Source organism: Streptomyces africanus (assembly GCF_030816955.1).
GTDB classification, from domain to species: Bacteria; Actinomycetota; Actinomycetes; order Streptomycetales; family Streptomycetaceae; genus Streptomyces; species Streptomyces africanus.
In genome coordinates, this window is sequence record NZ_JAUSYP010000001.1 from 7,247,397 (window position 1) to 7,265,811 (window position 18,415).

Consider the following 18,415-nt stretch of genomic DNA (forward strand, 5'->3'; position numbering starts at 1 on the left):
CGCTCCCTCGGTACCCGCGCCTTGAGCGACTATGAGCGGCCCCTCGCGCACATACCCGGCATTACGCAGAACAGGGGCCCGGCTTCGGCAGGGCCTGACTAAGGGGTCCTAAGCGCGCCGCAGCGACCGCAGGGCGGCCCGGCCGGCCGCCGTCGCGGCGGTCGCCGCGAGGGCGGTGGCGCCGGCGGTGGTCGTCCACCGGGCCGCTCGGGAGGGCCGGTCGGGGCGCACGGCGAGGCGTTCCGGGCGCTCGGACGGGAGGGTGCCCTCCAGCCCGAGGGCCAGGACTTCGGCCAGGTGCAGGGCACGCCGTCCGGTGTCACCCTGTTCGATCTGGGTGCGGCAACTGAAGCCGTCGGCGAGCAGCAGGCTGCCGGGGGCCGCCTCGCGGACGGCCGGCAGGACGCCCTGTTCCGCGACGGCCAGGGAGACCTCGTGGTGGCCGCGCTCGAAACCGAAATTGCCGGCGAGGCCGCAGCAGCCCTCGTCGAGGACGTCGGCCTCGAGATGGGCGCGGCGCATGAGTTCCCGGTCGGCGTCGAACTTCATGATCGCGTGCTGGTGGCAGTGGGTCTGCACCGTCGCCGGCCGGGCCAGCCGAGGGGGTTGCCAGCCGTCGGGCGCGTGCTGGACGAGCTGCTCGGCGAAGGTGCGGACCTGCCGGGCCAGCCGCTGCACGTCCTGGTCACCGGGCATCAGCTCGGGGGCGTCGGCGCGGAAGACGGCGGTGCAGGACGGTTCGAGGCCGATGACCGGGGTGCCCGCCTCCAGATGCGGCCGCAGCGTGTCGAGGGTGCGGCGCAGGACCTTCTGCGCGCGGGGCAGTTGGCCGGTGGAGATCCAGGTCAGGCCGCAGCACACCGGCTCGGCGGGCACGGCGACGCGGAAACCGGCGTCCTCCAGCATGCGTACGGCCGAGATGGCGACGGAGGGGTGGAAGTAGGTGCTGAAGGTGTCGGGCCACAGCAGCACGGTCCGCGGATCGGCCGGGTCGGGCTCCTCGGTGTCGCGCCGCCGCCACCACTGGAGGAAGGACTGCCGGGCGAACACGGGTGCCTCACGGGCCTCGTCCACGCCGGCCAGCCCCTTGCCCGCCCGGGCCAGACCGGGCGCGTGCAGGGCACTGTTGACCAGTCCGGGGGCGATCCGGGACAGGCGCGCCCACACGGGCAGCCAGCCCATGGAGTAGTGGGCCGCGGGGCGCATCCGCCCCTCGTAGTGATGCGCGAGGAACTCCGCCTTGAGGGTGGCCATGTCGACGCCGGTCGGGCAGTCCGACTTGCAGCCCTTGCAGGCCAGGCACAGGTCGAGGGCATCGCGCACCTCGGTGGAGCGCCAGCCGTCCGTGACGGCGGAGTCGGCGTGGCCGCCGAGCATCTCGAACAGCAGCCGGGCACGGCCTCGAGTGGAGTGCTCCTCCTCCCTCGTGGCCCGGTAGGAGGGGCACATGACGCCGCCGGAGTGGCTGCGGCAGTTGCCGATGCCGACACAGCGCATCACCGCCCGGTCGAAGGAGTGGTCGTCCTCCGGGAAGGCGAAGTGCGTCGAGGGCGCGGCCGGGTGCCAGGAGGAGCCGAGACGCAGCTGCCCGTCGACCGGGTTGGGGTCGACGACCTTGCCGGGGTTCATCCGGTTGCCCGGGTCGAACAGCGCCTTCAGCTCGCCGAACGCGGTCACGAGCCGCTCGCCGAACATACGGGTGAGCAGCTCGCCCCGGGACTGGCCGTCGCCGTGCTCGCCCGACAGGGAGCCGCCGTAGGAGGAGACGAGGTCGGCGGCCCGCTCCACGAAGCGCCGGAAGCCGGCGACGCCCTCGGTGGTCCGCAGCCCGAACGGGATGCGGGTGTGGACACAGCCCTGCCCGAAGTGCCCGTACAGGGACGGGTGGTCGTAGTCGAACTCCCCGAACAGCTTCCGCAGGTCCCGCAGATAGTCGCCGAGTCGCTCGGGCGGGACGGCCGAGTCCTCCCAGCCCTCCCACGTCTCCCGGTCGTCGGGCGGACGGGCGGTGACGCCGAGCCCGGCCTCACGGGCCTTGAGCATCCGCTGCTCGCGCTCCGGGTCGTCGGAGAAGGCGACGGCGCGGTCCTTCTCGGTCCGGCCGACGGCACCCAGCAGGGCGTGCGCCTGCTCGTCGACGTCGTCCTGGCTGTCGCCGAAGAACTGCAGCATCAGCCAGCTGTCGCCCTCCGGCAGGGTGTCCAGGGACTCCAGGTAGGCGCCCTCCTCGCGCATCAGCTGGGCCATGCGCCCGTCCAGGGCCTCCAGCTGGCCGGGGGCGCAGTGCTCCAGCAGGCGGGGGACGTCGTCGGCGGCCGTACAGATGTCGTCGTAGCCGAGGACCAGCAGCGACTGGTACGCGGGCACCGGCACCAGGTCGAGCTCGGCGCGCAGCACGGTCACCAGGGTGCCCTCGCTGCCGACCAGGGCCCGGGCCACGTCGAAGCCGTTCTCGGGCAGGAGCGAGTCGAGGTTGTAGCCGGAGACCCGGCGCGGGATCTTCGGGTAGCCGCGCCGGATGTCGCCGAGATACCCGGTGACGATGTCGTCCAGGCCGGCGTACAGCTCGGCGCGCCGGCCGCCCTCCGCGGCGATCCGTTCCCGCTCGGCCCGCGAGGTCGGCCCGACCCACATCCGGACGCCGTCGTAGGTGAGCACCTCCAGGCGGCGCACGTTGTCGACGGTCTTGCCGTACGCCTGCGCGGAGGCGCCGCACGAGTTGTTGCCGATCATGCCGCCCAGGGCGCAGTGGCTGTGCGTCGAGGGCTTCGGCCCGAACTGCAGCCCGTGGCCGGCCAGTCGCTGGTTGAGCACGTCCAGGACGATCCCCGGCTCGACCACGCAGGTCCGTGCGCCGGGATCGACGGAGACCAGCCTGGTGCAGTACTTGCTCCAGTCGATCACCACGGCCGTGTTCGTCGACTGGCCCGCGAGGCTGGTGCCGCCGCCCCGCGACAGGACCGGGGCGCCGAAGCGGGCGCACACACGCACGGCCTGGGCCCCGGCCTCCACCGTACGAGGCACCACCACGCCGATCGGCACCTGCCGGTAGTTGGAGCCGTCGGTCGAGTAGGCGCCCCTGCTGCCCGCGTCGAACCTGACCTCGGCGTCCACCTCCTCGCTCAGCGCCGCCGCCAGCCCGGCCACATCCGCCCCGGAGGCGTCGAAAGGGGTGCGCCTCATCGGGGAACCACCTTCCTGAGCCGCCGACCGTGCGCGAGGTCCGGTCGCGCCGGGCGGCTCTCCGCCTGCCGCCCACGGGTACCCGAGTTTGCCGGGCGCCAGGCCCGTACGTCGTCAAGTGCCGCCGTGATCGCGCCCCGGCCCGCCGGCCCCGGTGCCGATGAGCGACGACGCCGATCAGGATCGTCCAGAGCATGCCGACGCGCGCCTGAGATCCCCAAGGGGGGCTGGTCCAACTGTGGATCACCAACTCGTTCGGGGTGTGGCCGCTGATCCGGCGGATACCCACAGGTCATGGGCTTGCTGGCAGAAGTGAGTGAGGCTGATCGCCGTGTGACGCAGCGCGTGGCCGCGTGGACCTCGTCGAGCGTCCACGGAGCGCTGTCGGTGGTGGAGGAGATGGCGGAGGGCACCAAGCTGTGGTGCGGCGCGGCTGCGTTGATGGCATGGCGGGGCGGTCGGCGCGGCCGCACGGCGGCAGCCGCCGGCCTGGCGGCGGTGGCCGCGGCCCAGGTGGCCGCGAACGGCGTGTGCAAGCAACTGGCCCAGCGTCCTCGGCCGCCGAGGGAGTGGATCCCGCACGACGAGGTCGAGGACCGTCCCGAGTCGTCGTCGTTCCCGTCCGGGCACACATCGGCCGCAGTCGCGTTCACGGCGGCCGTGGCCCCCTCGTGGCCGCTGGTCGGTGCCCTGTGCGCGGTGCCGGCCGCAATGGTGTCCGTCGAGCGTGTCCAGAGCGGCGCCCACTATCCGAGCGATGTCGCCACCGGCGCCGCCATCGGCCTGCTCGCCGCCTGGCTCACCCGATCCGCCCCACGCGTGCTGCTGCGCCGTCGGCCTTAGGGCAGCGCCCCTGCCGGCCAGGACACGAACGGCTTCTCAAACGGGTGGTCGTGGCGGTGTCCTTACCGGCCTGTTCGGGGTACTCGCGCCCCCACCGGGCGGACGGGCGACGACGTGGCCCGCCCTGCGCGGACCAGGAAGGACGGGAGGTGATCGTCGTGTCGAGTGCACAGTCGCACTCCGATCAGTGAAGGTGCACCACCGGCACCCCAGCAGGCGATCGACAGCGTCAAGGCCGACGTGGCCGAGAGCAAGGAGAGTACACAACGATGACCCAACCGCCTCACGACGAACAGACCGCTTCCAGCCCCGAGGAGCTGCGCGAGCAGGTCGAGGAGACCCGTCAGGGGCTCGGGCAGACGGTTGACGCGCCGGCAGCCAAGACCGATGTCAAGGCCAAGGCGCAGGAGAAGGCCGCTGACGTCAAGCAGCAGGCAGCCGTGAAGGCCGGGGAGCTGAAGGCCAAGGCGGCTGGGGCCGCACACCAGGTGCAGGACAAGCTGCCGGATCCGGTGAAGGACAAGGCGGCTCACGCCGCCGAACAGGCCCGGGCCAAGACTGCCCGGGCCGGTCACCTGCTCCAGGAGAAGGCGCCCGAACCGGTGCGGCAGAAAGCAGCCCAGGGTGCGCGGGCGGCGCGGGACAACCGAACCGTGCTGCTGGCGGCGGCCGTGGGTGCCGCACTCGTATGGCTGGCATGCCGCCGCGGGAAAGAGTGAGCGGACGAAAGCACCACTACGTGCCGCCTGGCCCGGCTGAAAAGCCCCCGACATCTCGCATCACACATCAACGCGGTCCGCAGCGCCACGCCGTCTCGTCAAGCGGCGTGGCGCCGCCGCGCCCCGGTGTGTGCTTCATGCGCTGGAGCATCCCGCTCTCCGGTGATCACCCCTGGTTACTATGCTCACTTCATGCCGGAGGCCGGCAGCAAGGGGCGGACGGCCATTGACGGACTGTTGGGGAGACAAGGAGATCCGCATGCTCGTCGAAACTCCCCAGAGGCGAACGGCCTGAGGACATGCTGAGAGAGGTCACCGCGACCCGCTACGTCGCGCCCCTGACGTCCGGCGGCTCCGTCCCCGGCGTCGTCGAGGCCGACGACCTGGGCACGTACGTCGTGAAGTTCACCGGCTCCGCGCAGGGCCGCAAGGCGCTGGTCGCCGAGGTGATCGTGGGGGAGCTGGCCCGCGCCCTCGGGCTGCGCTTCCCCGAGCTGGTGCTGGTGCACTTCGACCCGGTGATCGCGCGGAACGAACCGCATCAGGAGGTGCGGGACCTGCACGCGGCCAGCGCGGGCGTGAACCTCGGCATGGACTACCTGCCGGGCGCCCGGGACTTCACGCCGGAGATCGCGCGGGTCTTCCCCGTCGATCCCCTGGAGGCGGGGAGGATCGTCTGGCTCGACGCCCTGACCGTGAACGTCGACCGCACGGTCCACAGCTCCAACCTGATGCTCTGGCCCACCCTGGGCGTCGCGCCCCCGCGCCTGTGGCTGATCGACCACGGCGCCGCGCTCGTCTTCCACCACCGCTGGGACGGCACCGACCCCGCCAAGGCCTACGACTTCCGGCACCACGCCCTCGGCCACTACGGGCCCGACGTCCGGGCCGCCGACGCCGAGCTCGCTCCCCGGGTGACCGAGGAGCTGCTGCGCCGGATCCTCGCGGAGGTCCCGGACGCCTGGCTCGCGGACGAGCCGGGCTTCGCCACCCCGCAGGAGGCACGCGAGGCGTACGTGGCGTACCTCCACGCGCGCGTGCGGGCCTCCGGGGCCTGGCTGCCCACCGACTTCCCCGACCGGGAGGAGCTCGCCGCCGAGGAGGCCCTCCGGGCGGCGCGTAACCAGCAAGGACGACCCGCGTGGCTCCGGCAGGTCCCCGACCTGCACGGCAAGCCCGCGGCCGAACAGGATTGGTCGGTGCACCTCGGATGAGTGGCCGTGTCGAGATCGAGTACTGCACCCAGTGCCGCTGGCTGCCCCGGGCGGCCTGGCTGGCGCAGGAGCTGCTCACGACCTTCGAGTCCGAACTGACGGAGCTGGCGCTGAAACCCGGCACGGGCGGGGTGTTCGTCGTGCGCGTCGGCGACGAGGTCGTCTGGGACCGCCGCGAGCAGGGCTTCCCCGAGCCGACGGCCGTGAAGCGGGCCGTACGCGACCGAGTGGCCCCGGGCAAGCCCCTGGGCCACTCGGACAAGCCGTCCGCGGACTGAGTCAGCCCTTGAGCTGCTCGTACGCCGGGAGTGTCAGGAAGTCGGCGTAGTCCTCGTCGAGGGCGACCGTCAGCAGCAGGTCGTGCGCCTGCTGCCAGTTGCCGGCCGCGAAGGCCTCCCCGCCGATCTCGGCCTTGATGTTCGCCAGTTCCTCGGCGGCGACCTTGCGGGCCAGGTCGGCGGTGACCTGCTCGCCGTTGTCGAGGACGACGCCCGCGTTGATCCACTGCCAGATCTGCGAGCGGGAGATCTCGGCGGTGGCGGCGTCCTCCATCAGGTTGAAGATGGCGACCGCGCCGAGGCCGCGCAGCCAGGCCTCGATGTAGCGGATGCCGACCTGCACGGCGTTCACCAGACCCGCGTACGTCGGCTTGGCGTCCAGCGAGTCGATCGCGATCAGGTCGGCCGCCTTGACGTCGACGTCCTCGCGCAGCCGGTCCTTCTGGTTGGGCTTGTCGCCGAGGACCTTGTCGAAGGACTCCATGGCGATCGGCACCAGGTCGGGGTGGGCGACCCAGGAGCCGTCGAAACCGTCGTTCGCCTCGCGGTCCTTGTCGGCGCGGACCTTCTCGAAGGCCACTTTGTTGACTTCCGCGTCCCGGCGGGACGGGATGAACGCCGCCATGCCGCCGATCGCGTGGGCGCCGCGCTTGTGGCAGGTGCGGACGAGGAGTTCGGTGTAGGCGCGCATGAACGGGGCCGTCATCGTCACCGCGTTGCGGTCCGGCAGGACGAACCTGGCGCCGCCGTCCCGGAAGTTCTTGACGATGGAGAACAGGTAGTCCCAGCGGCCCGCGTTCAGCCCGGAGGCGTGTTCGCGCAGTTCGTAGAGGATCTCCTCCATCTCGTACGCGGCCGTGATCGTCTCGATCAGCACGGTCGCGCGGACGGTGCCCTGCGGGATGCCGATGTAGTCCTGCGCGAAGACGAAGATCTCGTTCCAGAGGCGGGCCTCCAGGTGCGACTCCGTCTTGGGCAGGTAGAAGTACGGGCCCTTGCCCAGGCCCAGCAGGCGCTTGGCGTTGTGGAAGAAGTACAGGCCGAAGTCGACGAGTGCGCCGGGCACCGGGGTGCCGTCCGCGTCGACGAGGTGACGCTCGTTCAGGTGCCAGCCGCGCGGGCGCATGACGACGGTGGCGAGTTCCTCGTTCGCCTTCAGGGCGTACGACTTGCCCGACCCGGGGTCCGTGAAGTCGATGTTCCGCGTGTAGGCGTCGATCAGGTTGAGCTGGCCGAGGACCACGTTCTCCCAGGTCGGCGCGGAGGCGTCCTCGAAGTCCGCGAGCCACACCTTGGCGCCCGAGTTGAGGGCGTTGATGGTCATCTTGCGGTCGGTGGGGCCGGTGATCTCGACCCGCCGGTCGTTCAGAGCCTCCGGGGACGGGGCGACCTTCCAGGAGTCGTCGGCGCGGATCGCGGCGGTGTCCGGGAGGAAGCCGAGGGTGGAGGTGCGGGCGATCTCGGCTCGGCGCTCGGCGCGGCGGGCGAGGAGTTCGTCACGCCGGGGCGTGAACCGCCGGTGCAGCTCGGCCACGAAGGCGAGCGCCGCTTCGGTGAGGACCTCCTCCTGCCGGGGCAGGGGTTCGGCGTCGACGATGGCCAGCGGGGACGGCGCTGGTGCGGACATGAACGGTCACTTCCTTCAGCGAGCTGTGAAGACGAGCCGGCGGTTCGGCACCGGGTGCCAGTCTTCCCGGATACGGCGTTCGGCACCCGCGGGGGCCTCGGGCGCTTCTGAACAGTGGATACTAGTTTCCTCATAGTGGAAGTTCAATCATCTGTTGATGTCGAGATTCTCCGGGTCGAGGAAAGGTGGCGCTCCGTGCCACGCCGCTCACTCAAGGTGGGCCAGATCGGCCTCCGTGTCGATGTCGAAGGGCCGGGCCACGTCCCCGCACTCGACGAGCGTGATCCCCGGCTCGTGCTCCTTCAGATAGGCGCGTGCCCCCCGGTCCCCGGTCGCAGTCGCGGCGATACCGGCCCAGTGGGCGGCGCCGAACAGCACCGGATGGCCGCGCACCCCGTCGTACGCGGCCGACACCAGTGACTCCTCGTCCTCGTACGCCGTGAGCACCCGGGCCACCGCCTCCGGGCCGATGCCGGGCTGGTCCACGAGCGAGACCAGGGCGGCCGTCGCGCCCGTACCCGCGAGCGAGTCCAGCCCGGCCCGCAGGGACGTCCCCATGCCCTGTTCCCAGCCGGGGTTGCCGACCAGCACGCATCCCGGCAGCACGGCCCGGGCCCGGACGTCGTCCGCCCGCGCGCCCAGCACGACGTGGACCCGCTCGCAGCCGCCCTCGCGCAACACCCGTACCGCGTGCTCCACGAGGGGACGCCCCCGGTGGGTGAGCAGTGCCTTGGGCCGCCCGCCGAGCCGCCGCCCGCCACCGGCGGCCAGCAGCACCCCGGCAACCGCACCCGTCCTGTTCCGCGTCTCCCATGTCGTCATGAATCCTGCATACCGCACGACCTCGGGCCGAGAAGTCACGCAGCGAAACAAGTCGATGACGCAATGGACTGGCGCCTGGCGGCTCGCGTCGTTTACTGTCGCCCGCACCGACCGGCCGGGCGGCCGACCGGCGCCCGGTGTGGGGGACTTCGCGTCGGAAGGACACGCGCACGACGGAGTGCGAGGGGGAGGACTGTGTTGCGGAGCGTTGAGCAGAGGCGGCAGGGGCCTGTGACCGGCGGCGGCGAGGATCCGCGCGTGACGGAGCTGCGCTCCGCCGTCGCCCGGCTGCGCCGCCGGCTCGCCGCACATCCCGGTGAATTCGCCGACCGGACCATTGCCGAGGAGGAACTGGCCGCCCTGGACGCGATGGCGGCCGACGGCACTCCCGAGATCCCGCGTCTGCGCCGCTCCCTCCTGCTGATCGCAGGTGCGATCGGCTCGGTGAGCGCGCTCTCCCCGGAACTGACGGAGGTCCGCCACGCGGTCGACCTCTTCGGGGGACCGGTGCGGGGGCAGGGGTAGGACCGGGCGGTCGGATCACGGTTGCTCGAGTGCGAGGTCCGGGGAGCTGGATCCGGGCCTCGAGCGTTGCTCGGTCTCCAAGTGGCCGACGGTGCACGCCCCTCGGACGAGCCTGGCGTGCACCGACCGCGCCACCGCACCGACAAGGCGCGAAGCACCTGCGGGGCCACGCCGACAGGACGGCCCGGCGTACGGCGGCGGTGCCGCCGGGCGCTCCGGCTCGGAGCTCCGCCCGGTCCGACCGGCGCGCTCCGGGGTCCGTGCGGTCGGCTCGCGGGGCGCTGCGGAGAGGGGCGGCGGGGCTGCGTCGACCAGACGGCCCAGGCCTGCGGCGGCCGTGCCGCCGGCGTCGCGGAGTTCGTCGGCCTTGTCGCGGGGCCCCGGTGTCCCGCAGGGGCCAACCAGCGCGTGCGGCGGTGTCCGCCCGGCCGTGCCGTGAGGTGCGGCGCAGTTCGCCGGCGCGGCGCAGGGTGTTCCCGGTGTCCCGCTCGGTCCCGTCGGCGGGTGTCGCGGCATGCGCCGGCCGGGTCGCGGCGGCTTCGGAATTCGTCGGTCCTGGCGTGAGGCGCCTCGGATCCGCCCGGTTCCGTGGCGGCGTGTGGTCGCCCGGGCGGGGGCGGCAGCCCGTTACGCGGGGCTCTGCGTGGCCAGGGCCTCGGAGAGTTCGCCTGCGACCTGCTGGAGTACCGGGACGATCTTCTCCGTCGCCGCCTCCGTGACCCGGCCCGCCGGGCCGGAGATGGAGATGGCCGCGGCCGTGGGGGAGTCGGGCACCGGGACCGCCAGGCAGCGGACGCCGATCTCCTGCTCGTTGTCGTCGATCGCGTAGCCCTGGCGGCGTACGTCCTCCAGTGCCGCGAGGAACCCGTCGGGCGTCGTGATCGTCTTCTCCGTCGCGGCGGGCATGCCCGTACGGTTCAGCAGGGCGCGCACCTCCTCCGGCGGGAAACCGGCGAGCAGGGCCTTGCCCACACCCGTGGAGTGGGGCAGCACGCGCCGGCCGACCTCCGTGAACATCCGCATCGAGTGCTTCGACGGCACCTGCGCCACGTAGACGATCTCGTCCCCGTCCAGCAGCGCCATGTTCGCCGTCTCGCCGGTCTCCTCGACCAGCCGGGCGAGGTAGGGCCGCGCCCAGGTGCCCAGCAGCCGGGAGGCGGACTCGCCGAGGCGGATCAGGCGCGGGCCCAGCGCGTACCGGCGGTTGGACTGCTGCCGTACGTACCCGCAGGCCACCAGTGTGCGCATCAGGCGGTGGATCGTCGGCAGCGGCAGCCCGCTGCTCGCGGACAGCTCGCTCAGGCCGACCTCGCCGCCCGCGTCCGCCATCCGTTCGAGCAGGTCGAAGGCGCGCTCCAGGGACTGGACCCCGCCATTGGCGGAGGACCGGGCGGAGTCGGTGGTGCTGGCGCTGGACGTCGGCACGGCGCGTTCCTTTCGGGACTGGCGGAAGAGCTGAAGCCTACCCGGCAGTCGGTTGACTCCCCGCTGGTACGTAGCTACGTTCTGCTTGCTGGAAGCGTAATTCCGCTTTGTGGAAACGTCCAGGAGTGGCCGCGTGGCGGGTACGGGAGTCCAGTGTGCCCTTGACGGCGCGGGAGAGGGAGTGAAGACTCCTTCAACAGAAAGTTGAATTCCGTTACGCGGAAGTTAACGGGAAGCAAGTGAAGGTAAGGGGTCCGGGTGTCCGACGCTGAACTGGTGCTCCGCTCGACGCGTGTCATCACCCCCGAGGGGACCCGCGCCGCATCGGTCGCGGTCGCCGCCGGCACGATCACGGCCGTCCTCCCGTACGACGCACCCGTACCGGAGACCGCCCGCCTGGAGGACCTGGGCGACCACGTCCTGCTGCCCGGCCTGGTCGACACCCACGTGCACGTCAACGACCCCGGCCGCACCGAGTGGGAGGGCTTCTGGACCGCCACCCGCGCCGCAGCGGCCGGAGGCATCACGACCCTCGTCGACATGCCCCTCAACTCCCTGCCGCCCACCACGACCGTCGCGCACCTGCGGACCAAGCAGCAGGTCGCCGCCGACAAGGCGCACATCGACGTCGGCTTCTGGGGCGGCGCCCTCCCGGACAACGTCAAGGACCTGCGCCCGCTGCACGAAGCCGGCGTCTTCGGCTTCAAGGCGTTCCTGTCGCCGTCCGGCGTCGACGAGTTCCCGCACCTCGAACGGGAGCCGCTCGCCCGCGCCATGGCCGAGATCGCCGCCTTCGACGGCCTCCTCATCGTGCACGCCGAGGACCCCCACCGCCTCGCCTCCGCTCCCCAGCAGCCCGGCCCCAGGTACGCCGACTTCCTCGCCTCCCGCCCCCGGGACGCCGAGGACACCGCCATCGGCCTGCTCATCCGCGAGGCGAAGGCCCGCCACGCGCGCGTGCACATCCTGCACCTGTCCTCCAGCGACGCCCTGCCGATGATCGCCGAGGCGCGGGCGCAGGGCGTCCGCGTCACCGTCGAGACCTGCCCCCATTACCTGACCCTCACCGCCGAGGAAGTCCCCGACGGCGCCAGCGAGTTCAAGTGCTGCCCGCCGATCCGCGAGGCCGCCAACCAGGACCTGCTCTGGCAGGCACTGGCCGACGGCACCATCGACTGCGTCGTCACCGACCACTCCCCGTCCACCGCCGACCTGAAGACCGACGACTTCGCGACCGCCTGGGGCGGCATCTCCGGACTCCAGCTGAGCCTGGCGGCGGTGTGGACCGAGGCGCGGGGGCGCGGGCACGGACTGGAGGACGTGGTCCGCTGGATGTCCACGCGGACGTCCGAACTCGTCGGGCTCGACGACCGCAAGGGCGCCATCGCGGCGGGCCGCGACGCCGACTTCGCCGTCCTCGCCCCCGACGAGACCTTCACCGTCGACCCGGCGGCCCTCCAGCACCGCAACCACGTCACGGCCTACGCGGGCAGGACCCTCCACGGCGTCGTGAAGTCCACCTGGCTGCGCGGGCAGCGCATCGTCGCGGACGGCGAGTTCACCGAACCGAAGGGGCGGCTCCTCACCCGGACCGACTGAATCCCAACCCGGACCTCGAAAGGCAGATCTGATCACCGTGACGGCGATTCCCAGCTTCACCGGCGACGCGAACCCCTACGGAGGCGGCGACCCGTACGCGGACTACCGCACCGCCGACTTCCCCTTCACCCAGTACGCCGACCTCGCCGACCGGCACCTCGGTGCCGGTGTCATCGCCGCCAACGACGAATTCTTCGCCCAGCGCGAGAATCTGCTGGTGCCCGGGCGCGCCGAGTTCGACCCCGAGCACTTCGGGCACAAGGGCAAGATCATGGACGGCTGGGAGACGCGCCGCCGCCGGGGCGCCTTGGCCGACCACCCGTGGCCGACCGCCGAGGACCACGACTGGGCACTGGTCCGGCTCGGCGCCCCCGGCGTGGTGCGGGGGATCGTCGTCGACACCGCGCACTTCCGCGGCAACTACCCGCAGGCCGTGTCCGTCGAGGGCACCTGCGTGCCGGGCTCGCCGTCGCCGGAGGAGCTCCTCGGGGACGACGTGAAGTGGACGACCCTGGTCCCGCGCACCCCGGTCGGCGGCCACGCGGCGAACGGTTTCGCCGTCGCCGTCGAGCAGCGCTTCACCCACCTGCGGGTCAACCAGCACCCCGACGGCGGCATCGCACGCCTGCGCGTCCACGGCGAGGTCGTCCCCGACCCCGCCTGGCTTGAGGCGCTCGGCACCTTCGACGTCGTCGCCCTGGAGAACGGCGGCCAGGTCGAGGACGCCTCCAACCTCTTCTACTCGCCCGCCACCAACACCATCCAGCCGGGCCGCTCCCGCAAGATGGACGACGGCTGGGAGACCCGGCGCCGCCGCGACCGGGGCCACGACTGGATCCGCTACCGGCTGACCGCCCAGTCCCGGATCCGCGCCCTGGAGATCGACACCGCGTACCTCAAGGGCAACAGCGCCGGCTGGGCCGCGGTGTCCGTGCGCGACGGCGAGGACGGCGAGTGGCGGGAGATCCTGCCCCGCACGCGCCTCCAGCCCGACACCAACCACCGCTTCGTCCTCCCGGCCCCGGCCGTCGGCACGCACGCGCGCGTGGACATCTTCCCGGACGGCGGCATCTCCCGGCTGCGGCTGTTCGGCTCCCTGACCGAGGACGGTGCCCGGCGCCTCGCGGCACGTCACCAGGAGCTGGGCGTCTGAGCCGGCCTCGGGCTCCTGGTTCCGGCCTCTGGCCCTTGGCCCCGGCCTCTGGCCTCTGGCCCTTGGCCCCGGCCTCTGGCCTCTGGCCCCGGCCCCGGCCTCTGGCCTCTGGCCCTTGGCCCCGGCCTCTGGCCTCTGGCCCCGGCCCCGGCCTCTGGCCTCTGGCCCTTGGCCCCGGCCTCTGGCCTCTGGCCCCGGCCCCGGCCTCTGGCCTCTGGCTCCGGCCTCTGGCCTCTGGCTCTGGCCTCTGGCCTCTGGCTCCGGCCTCTGGCCTCTGGCCCCGGGCCCCTGGCCCCGGCCCCGGGCCCCTGGCCCCCGGCCCGGCCCCCGGGGCCAGGGGCCGCACCGGCCGGACAGCACCGGTGCGCCCCCTGCTCCTCATGCCCCTTGCCTCATGCCGTGTGCCCTCCGTCCACGGCGAACTCCGCACCGGTGACGTACGACGCCGTCGCCAGATACGCCACCATCGACGCCACCTCGTCCGCCGTCCCGAACCGCCCCAGCGCCGTCATGGCCGCCTGGCCGGCCGCGTACGGCCCGTCCGCCGGATTCATGTCGGTGTCGATCGGCCCGGGATGGACGAGGTTGGCCGTGATCCCGCGCCCGCCCAGCTCCCGGGCCAAGGCCTTGGTCATACCGGCCAGGGCCGCCTTGCTCGTCGCGTAGAGCGTCCCGCCGGGCCCGGGCACGCGCTGGGCCATGCAACTGCCGATCGTGATGATCCGCCCGCCCTCGGGCATGCGCGCGGCGGCGGTCTGGGACGTCAGGAAGACACCGCGCACATTGACGGCGAGGACCCGGTCCACGTCCGCGAGCGACAGGGTCTCCAGCGGCCCGAGCACCCCCACGCCCGCGTTGTTCACCAGGACGTCGATGCCGCCCAGCGCCTCGGCCGCCGCGGTCACGGCCCCGGCCGCCTCGTCGGCGTCCGCCGCGTCCGCGCGTACCGCCACCGCCCGGCGCCCGAGGGCCTCCACGGCCCGTACGACCTCCTCGGCCGCCTCCTTGCCGTTCACATAGCCGACCGCCACGTCCGCGCCCTCCCGGGCCAGCCGCAGGGCCGTCGCCGCGCCGATGCCCCGGCTCGCACCGGTCACCAGAGCCACCTTGCCGTCGAGAGTTCCTTGAGAAGTGCCGAGAGTTCCTTGAGAAGTCATGCGTCCATCTCAGCGCCGGGACGGCTTCGACGCTGGCGGTGAACGGACGTCGAGGTGGGCTCCTCCGGTCCCGCACCGAAGGGAGCCGTACGGCCGAGCGATGAGTTGCGGGGGCGAACCGGGTCTGAACCGATGACAACAGACCCTGACCGTCCCACAAGAAGGGCACCCGCCATGGGCAAGCTCGTCTCCACCCTCTTCGTCACCCTCGACGGCGTCTACCAGGCCCCCGGCGGCCCGCACGAGGACACCCGCGGCGGCTTCACCCACGGCGGCTGGAGTTTCCCCTACGCCGACGAGGACTTCGGCCGGTTCGTCGGCGAGGTCTTCGCCCGTCCGCGCGCCTTCCTGATCGGGCGCCGGACGTACGACATCTTCAGCACGTTCTGGCCGAAGGTCACCGACCCCGCCGATCCCGTCGCCTCGAAACTCAACTCGCTGCCGAAGTACGTCCCGTCCTCGACGCTCAAGGACCCCGGGTGGGCGGGCACCACCGTGCTCACCGGCGACCTCGCCAAGGAGGTCACGGCCCTGAAGGAGCGCACCGACGGCGAGATCCAGGTACACGGCAGCGGCGCCCTCGTCCGGTCCCTGCTGGCGCTCGGCCTCGTCGACTCCCTCCATCTGCTGACCTTCCCGGTCGTGCTCGGCACCGGGTTCCGGCTGTTCCCGGAGGGCGCCGTACCGACCGCGTTCCGGCACGCCGGGGAGAGCGTCACCAGCACGGGCGTCTCGATCCGGACGTACGACGTGGCCGGCCGGCCGCAGTACGGCGAGTACACGCTGCCGGAGAACGCGTAGCCGTCTGCGCCCCCGCGTCCTCGTCGGCCCTGGTGAACAGCGTGGACAGCGCGTGAGGGCGCCGGAGGGCGGGTTAACTTCCCGCAAACTCATCGGACTTGACGGGAAATTCTCCGGGCTTGTCATTGACATGCCACTGTCTACGCGCGTCATCATGTGCGCATGAATTTCCCCCCACGCGCCTCGCGGCTCGGCGCAGCAGCCGCCCTTCTGTCCGCGCTCCTCGTCGGCGGTACCGTCTCCGCCACCACCGCCGACGCGGCCCCCACCGCCGTCGGCAGCATCTGCTACAGCGACCTGCCGTCCCAGGCCCACGACACGCTCGACCTGATCGAGCAGGGCGGCCCCTTCCCGTTCGAGCAGGACGGCACCGTCTTCCAGAACCGGGAAGGCATCCTGCCGAGCCAGTCGACCGGCTACTACCACGAGTACACGGTCATCACCCCGGGCTCCTCCACGCGCGGTGCGCGGCGCATCGTCACCGGTGAGGAGAACCGGGAGGACTACTACACGGCCGACCACTACGAGTCGTTCGACCTGGTCGACTACGGCTGCTGAGCGGCCACGTCCGTGAACGCCGGCCGGAAGTCCGCCCGGGGCCTCAGGCGGACTTCCGGCTCCCGGCCGCCGCGAACAGGGCGATGCCCAGCACGAGCAGGGCGACGCTCGCGTAGATCTCGTAGCCGTCGAGGAACCCCAGTCGTTGCACGACGCCCCAGTTCCAGTCGGTGAACTCGTGCACCAGGCCCGCCACGCCCTGTACGAGGGCGAGGAAGCCGAGAATCTCCAGCACCTGCTTCATGGACCACAGCCTCGCCCCGCGGACCCCCCACGCACATCGGCCGCGGGGCGAGCGTCCGTTGGACGGAAGTCCCGTCCGGACCCGGTCGGCCCGTCGAAAGTCTGCGCCGTGGTGACTTTGGTCGACGATTCGGGCCGGGGTGCGATGAACGGGCCCGGCCCTGCGTAGATTTGTCGACCGTGAGTGGTGACGACGCGGTGCAGGCCTCCCCGGTGCTGACGGGCGAGACACCTGCGCTGTTCACCGGGCGCAGATGGTTCATCCCCTCCGCCCTGCTGCACGAACTCGACCCCGACGCCGCACGCGCCGGACGACGGCCCCGGCGTACCGCCCGCGACTGGGTCGTCGACTTCTCCTGCTTCGTGCTGGCCGTGCTGGTGGGCGCGGCCGCCATAGAGGCGCTGACCGACAACCCCCACGTTTCGGAAGGGCTGGCCGTCGTCGACCAGCTGATCGGGGCGCTGGCCTGCGCGGCCGTCTGGCTGCGCCGCCGCTGGCCGCTGGGGCTGGCCGTGGCGATGACCGCCGTCACCTTCGTCTCGGACACGGCGGGCGGGGCGGGGCTGATCGCCCTGTTCACCCTCGCCGTGCACCGCCCCTTCCGGTACGTGGCCTGGGTGGGCGGCATCAACGTGGCGCTGGTTCCGCTCTACTACTGGCTGCGCCCCGACGCGGACATCCCGTACCTGGTGAGCGTGCTCTTCGCTGGTCTGCTCACGCTGGCGATCGTCGGCTGGGGCATGTTCGTACGGGCCAAGCGGCAGCTCATGGTGAGCCTCAGGGACCAGGCCCGGCGGGCCGAGACGGAGGCGCGGCTGCGGGCCGAGCAGGCGCAGCGGCTCGCCCGTGAGGCCATCGCGCGGGAGATGCACGACGTGCTCGCGCACCGGCTGACGCTGCTGAGCGTGCACGCGGGCGCCCTGGAGTTCCGGCCCGACGCGCCCCCGGCGGAGACGGCGCGGGCGGCGGGGGTGATCCGGGAGAGCGCGCATGAGGCCCTCCAGGACCTGCGCGAGATCATCGGCGTCCTGCGGGCGGGGGAGCCCGACGACACGGGGCGGCCGCAGCCGACACTGGCGGCGCTGGACACGCTGGTCGCCGAGTCGCGTGAGGCCGGCATGAAGGTGGCCCTCGACCATCGGGTCGACGACGCCGCCGCCGTGCCGCCCTCCGTCGGCCGCACCGCGTACCGGATCGCCCAGGAGGGCCTGACCAACGCCCGCAAGCACGCGCCCGGCACGGAGGTCACGGTGACCGTCACCGGCGGGCCGGGAACCGGCCTCACGGTCTCCGTGCACAACCCGCCCCCCGACGGCGAGGTACCGCACGTCCCCGGATCCGGCCAGGGCCTCATCGGCCTGACGGAACGAGCGACCCTGGCGGGCGGCCGCCTGGAGCACGGCCACACGCCGGAGGGCGGGTTCGAGGTACGGGCGTGGCTGCCGTGGGGCTGAGGCGCGGCCTCGCGGATCCCTCCTCATGAACCCCTGCCCTGAACGGAGTTGACATGGCCGGGGGTGGTGCCAGGCGTCGGCGTCCGCGCCCCGCGTCCGCCCCTGCCGTGATTACGTAAGGCCCATGACTGCGATCAGACTGCTCCTCGTCGACGACGATCCGCTGGTGCGGGCCGGACTGTCCTTCATGATGGGCGGAGCCGACGACATCGAGATCGTCGGCGAGGCGGCCGACGGCGGCGAGGTGGAGGCGCTCGTGGACCGAACCCGCCCGGACGTGGTGCTCATGGACATCCGGATGCCGACGGTGGACGGCCTCACGGCCACGGAGCGGCTGCGCGCCCGCAAGGACGCCCCGCAGGTGGTGGTCCTGACCACCTTCCACGCCGACGAACAGGTCCTGCGGGCGCTGCGCGCGGGCGCCGCCGGGTTCGTCCTCAAGGACACCCCGCCGACCGAGATCCTCGCGGCGGTACGCCGGGTCGCGGCCGGCGACCCGGTTCTGTCGCCCACCGTCACCCGTCAGCTGGTGCAGCACGCGGTCGGCACCGCCGCCGACACCCGCCGCACGCATGCGCGTGACCGCATGGCCGCCCTCAACGACCGCGAGCGCGAGGTCGCCGTCGCGGTCGGCCGGGGCCTGTCCAACGCCGAGATCGCCACCGGCCTCTTCATGAGCGTCGCCACGGTCAAGACGCACGTCTCCCGCATCCTGGCCAAGCTCGACCTCAACAACCGCGTGCAGATCGCGCTGCTGGCGTACGACGCGGGACTCCTGGAGGAGGAACAGGGCCACTGACCGCCCCGCCGCCC

17 protein-coding genes are annotated in these 18,415 nt (G+C 72.4%); 11 read left to right on the top strand and 6 right to left on the bottom strand.

Annotated elements, in window-relative coordinates; all coding sequences use genetic code 11:
• Window positions 1–108 precede the first annotated feature (108 nt).
• A complete protein-coding gene (locus tag QF034_RS33305; RefSeq protein WP_307178401.1) occupies window positions 109–3,183 on the bottom strand; it encodes an FAD-binding and (Fe-S)-binding domain-containing protein in 3,075 nt (1,024 codons plus the stop codon).
• A gap of 333 nt (window positions 3,184–3,516) precedes the next feature.
• On the opposite strand from QF034_RS33305, the gene QF034_RS33310 reads away from it, so the two are divergent.
• The 4 genes from QF034_RS33310 to QF034_RS33325 all read left to right on the top strand — a co-directional run bounded on the left by QF034_RS33310 (window position 3,517) and on the right by QF034_RS33325 (window position 6,237).
• Window positions 3,517–4,026, top strand: coding sequence for a phosphatase PAP2 family protein (locus QF034_RS33310; RefSeq protein ID WP_307178402.1), 510 nt, complete (start codon window positions 3,517–3,519; stop codon window positions 4,024–4,026).
• A gap of 269 nt (window positions 4,027–4,295) precedes the next feature.
• Window positions 4,296–4,745, top strand: coding sequence for a DUF3618 domain-containing protein (locus tag QF034_RS33315; protein ID WP_307178403.1), 450 nt, complete (start codon window positions 4,296–4,298; stop codon window positions 4,743–4,745).
• A gap of 299 nt (window positions 4,746–5,044) precedes the next feature.
• On the top strand, window positions 5,045–5,959 hold the full coding sequence (locus QF034_RS33320) for a HipA family kinase (RefSeq protein ID WP_307178404.1): 915 nt from the start codon (window positions 5,045–5,047) through the stop codon (window positions 5,957–5,959).
• On the top strand, window positions 5,956–6,237 hold the full coding sequence (locus QF034_RS33325; protein ID WP_307178405.1) for an Rdx family protein: 282 nt from the start codon (window positions 5,956–5,958) through the stop codon (window positions 6,235–6,237). Before QF034_RS33320 ends, QF034_RS33325 begins: the two co-directional genes overlap by 4 nt.
• A gap of 1 nt (window position 6,238) precedes the next feature.
• Here the strand turns inward: QF034_RS33325 and aceB are convergent, their stop codons facing one another.
• Window positions 6,239–7,864: a malate synthase A gene (gene aceB, locus QF034_RS33330; RefSeq protein WP_307178406.1), complete on the bottom strand. Its 1,626-nt coding sequence runs from the start codon at window positions 7,862–7,864 to the stop codon at window positions 6,239–6,241.
• A 207-nt stretch (window positions 7,865–8,071) separates the two neighbouring features.
• A complete protein-coding gene (locus QF034_RS33335; protein ID WP_307178407.1) occupies window positions 8,072–8,686 on the bottom strand; it encodes a nucleotidyltransferase family protein in 615 nt (204 codons plus the stop codon).
• Between the two features lie 231 nt (window positions 8,687–8,917).
• Between QF034_RS33335 and QF034_RS33340 the strand changes: the two genes are divergently transcribed.
• Complete coding sequence (locus QF034_RS33340; protein ID WP_307178408.1) at window positions 8,918–9,211, top strand: DUF5955 family protein; 294 nt, start codon at window positions 8,918–8,920, stop codon at window positions 9,209–9,211.
• Window positions 9,212–9,838: 627 nt separating this feature from the next.
• On the opposite strand, the gene QF034_RS33345 is transcribed toward QF034_RS33340, so the two are convergent.
• On the bottom strand, window positions 9,839–10,636 hold the full coding sequence (locus tag QF034_RS33345; RefSeq protein WP_307178409.1) for an IclR family transcriptional regulator: 798 nt from the start codon (window positions 10,634–10,636) through the stop codon (window positions 9,839–9,841).
• Window positions 10,637–10,894: 258 nt separating this feature from the next.
• Between QF034_RS33345 and allB the strand changes: the two genes are divergently transcribed.
• Window positions 10,895–12,235: an allantoinase AllB gene (allB, locus tag QF034_RS33350; RefSeq protein ID WP_307178410.1), complete on the top strand. Its 1,341-nt coding sequence runs from the start codon at window positions 10,895–10,897 to the stop codon at window positions 12,233–12,235.
• Between the two features lie 37 nt (window positions 12,236–12,272).
• Window positions 12,273–13,388 carry an allantoicase gene (gene alc / locus QF034_RS33355; RefSeq protein WP_307178411.1) on the top strand — a complete coding sequence of 372 codons (1,116 nt, stop codon included), beginning with the start codon at window positions 12,273–12,275 and terminating at the stop codon, window positions 13,386–13,388.
• Between the two features lie 392 nt (window positions 13,389–13,780).
• Here the strand turns inward: alc and QF034_RS33360 are convergent, their stop codons facing one another.
• A complete protein-coding gene (locus QF034_RS33360; RefSeq protein ID WP_307178412.1) occupies window positions 13,781–14,545 on the bottom strand; it encodes an SDR family NAD(P)-dependent oxidoreductase in 765 nt (254 codons plus the stop codon).
• A 174-nt stretch (window positions 14,546–14,719) separates the two neighbouring features.
• Here QF034_RS33360 and QF034_RS33365 point away from each other — a divergent pair, with 174 nt between their 5' ends.
• Together QF034_RS33365 and QF034_RS33370 are read left to right on the top strand one after the other, a co-directional pair.
• Window positions 14,720–15,346, top strand: a complete 627-nt coding sequence (locus QF034_RS33365; RefSeq protein WP_307178413.1) for a dihydrofolate reductase family protein — start codon at window positions 14,720–14,722, stop codon at window positions 15,344–15,346.
• Window positions 15,347–15,508: 162 nt separating this feature from the next.
• Window positions 15,509–15,904, top strand: a complete 396-nt coding sequence (locus tag QF034_RS33370) for a guanyl-specific ribonuclease (RefSeq protein ID WP_307178414.1) — start codon at window positions 15,509–15,511, stop codon at window positions 15,902–15,904.
• Between the two features lie 43 nt (window positions 15,905–15,947).
• Here the strand turns inward: QF034_RS33370 and QF034_RS33375 are convergent, their stop codons facing one another.
• A complete protein-coding gene (locus QF034_RS33375) occupies window positions 15,948–16,148 on the bottom strand; it encodes a hypothetical protein (protein ID WP_307178416.1) in 201 nt (66 codons plus the stop codon).
• Between the two features lie 179 nt (window positions 16,149–16,327).
• On the opposite strand from QF034_RS33375, the gene QF034_RS33380 reads away from it, so the two are divergent.
• A complete protein-coding gene (locus QF034_RS33380) occupies window positions 16,328–17,602 on the top strand; it encodes a sensor histidine kinase (protein ID WP_370880902.1) in 1,275 nt (424 codons plus the stop codon).
• 124 nt (window positions 17,603–17,726) lie between these two features.
• A complete protein-coding gene (locus QF034_RS33385; RefSeq protein ID WP_307178417.1) occupies window positions 17,727–18,401 on the top strand; it encodes a response regulator in 675 nt (224 codons plus the stop codon).
• Window positions 18,402–18,415 lie beyond the last annotated feature (14 nt).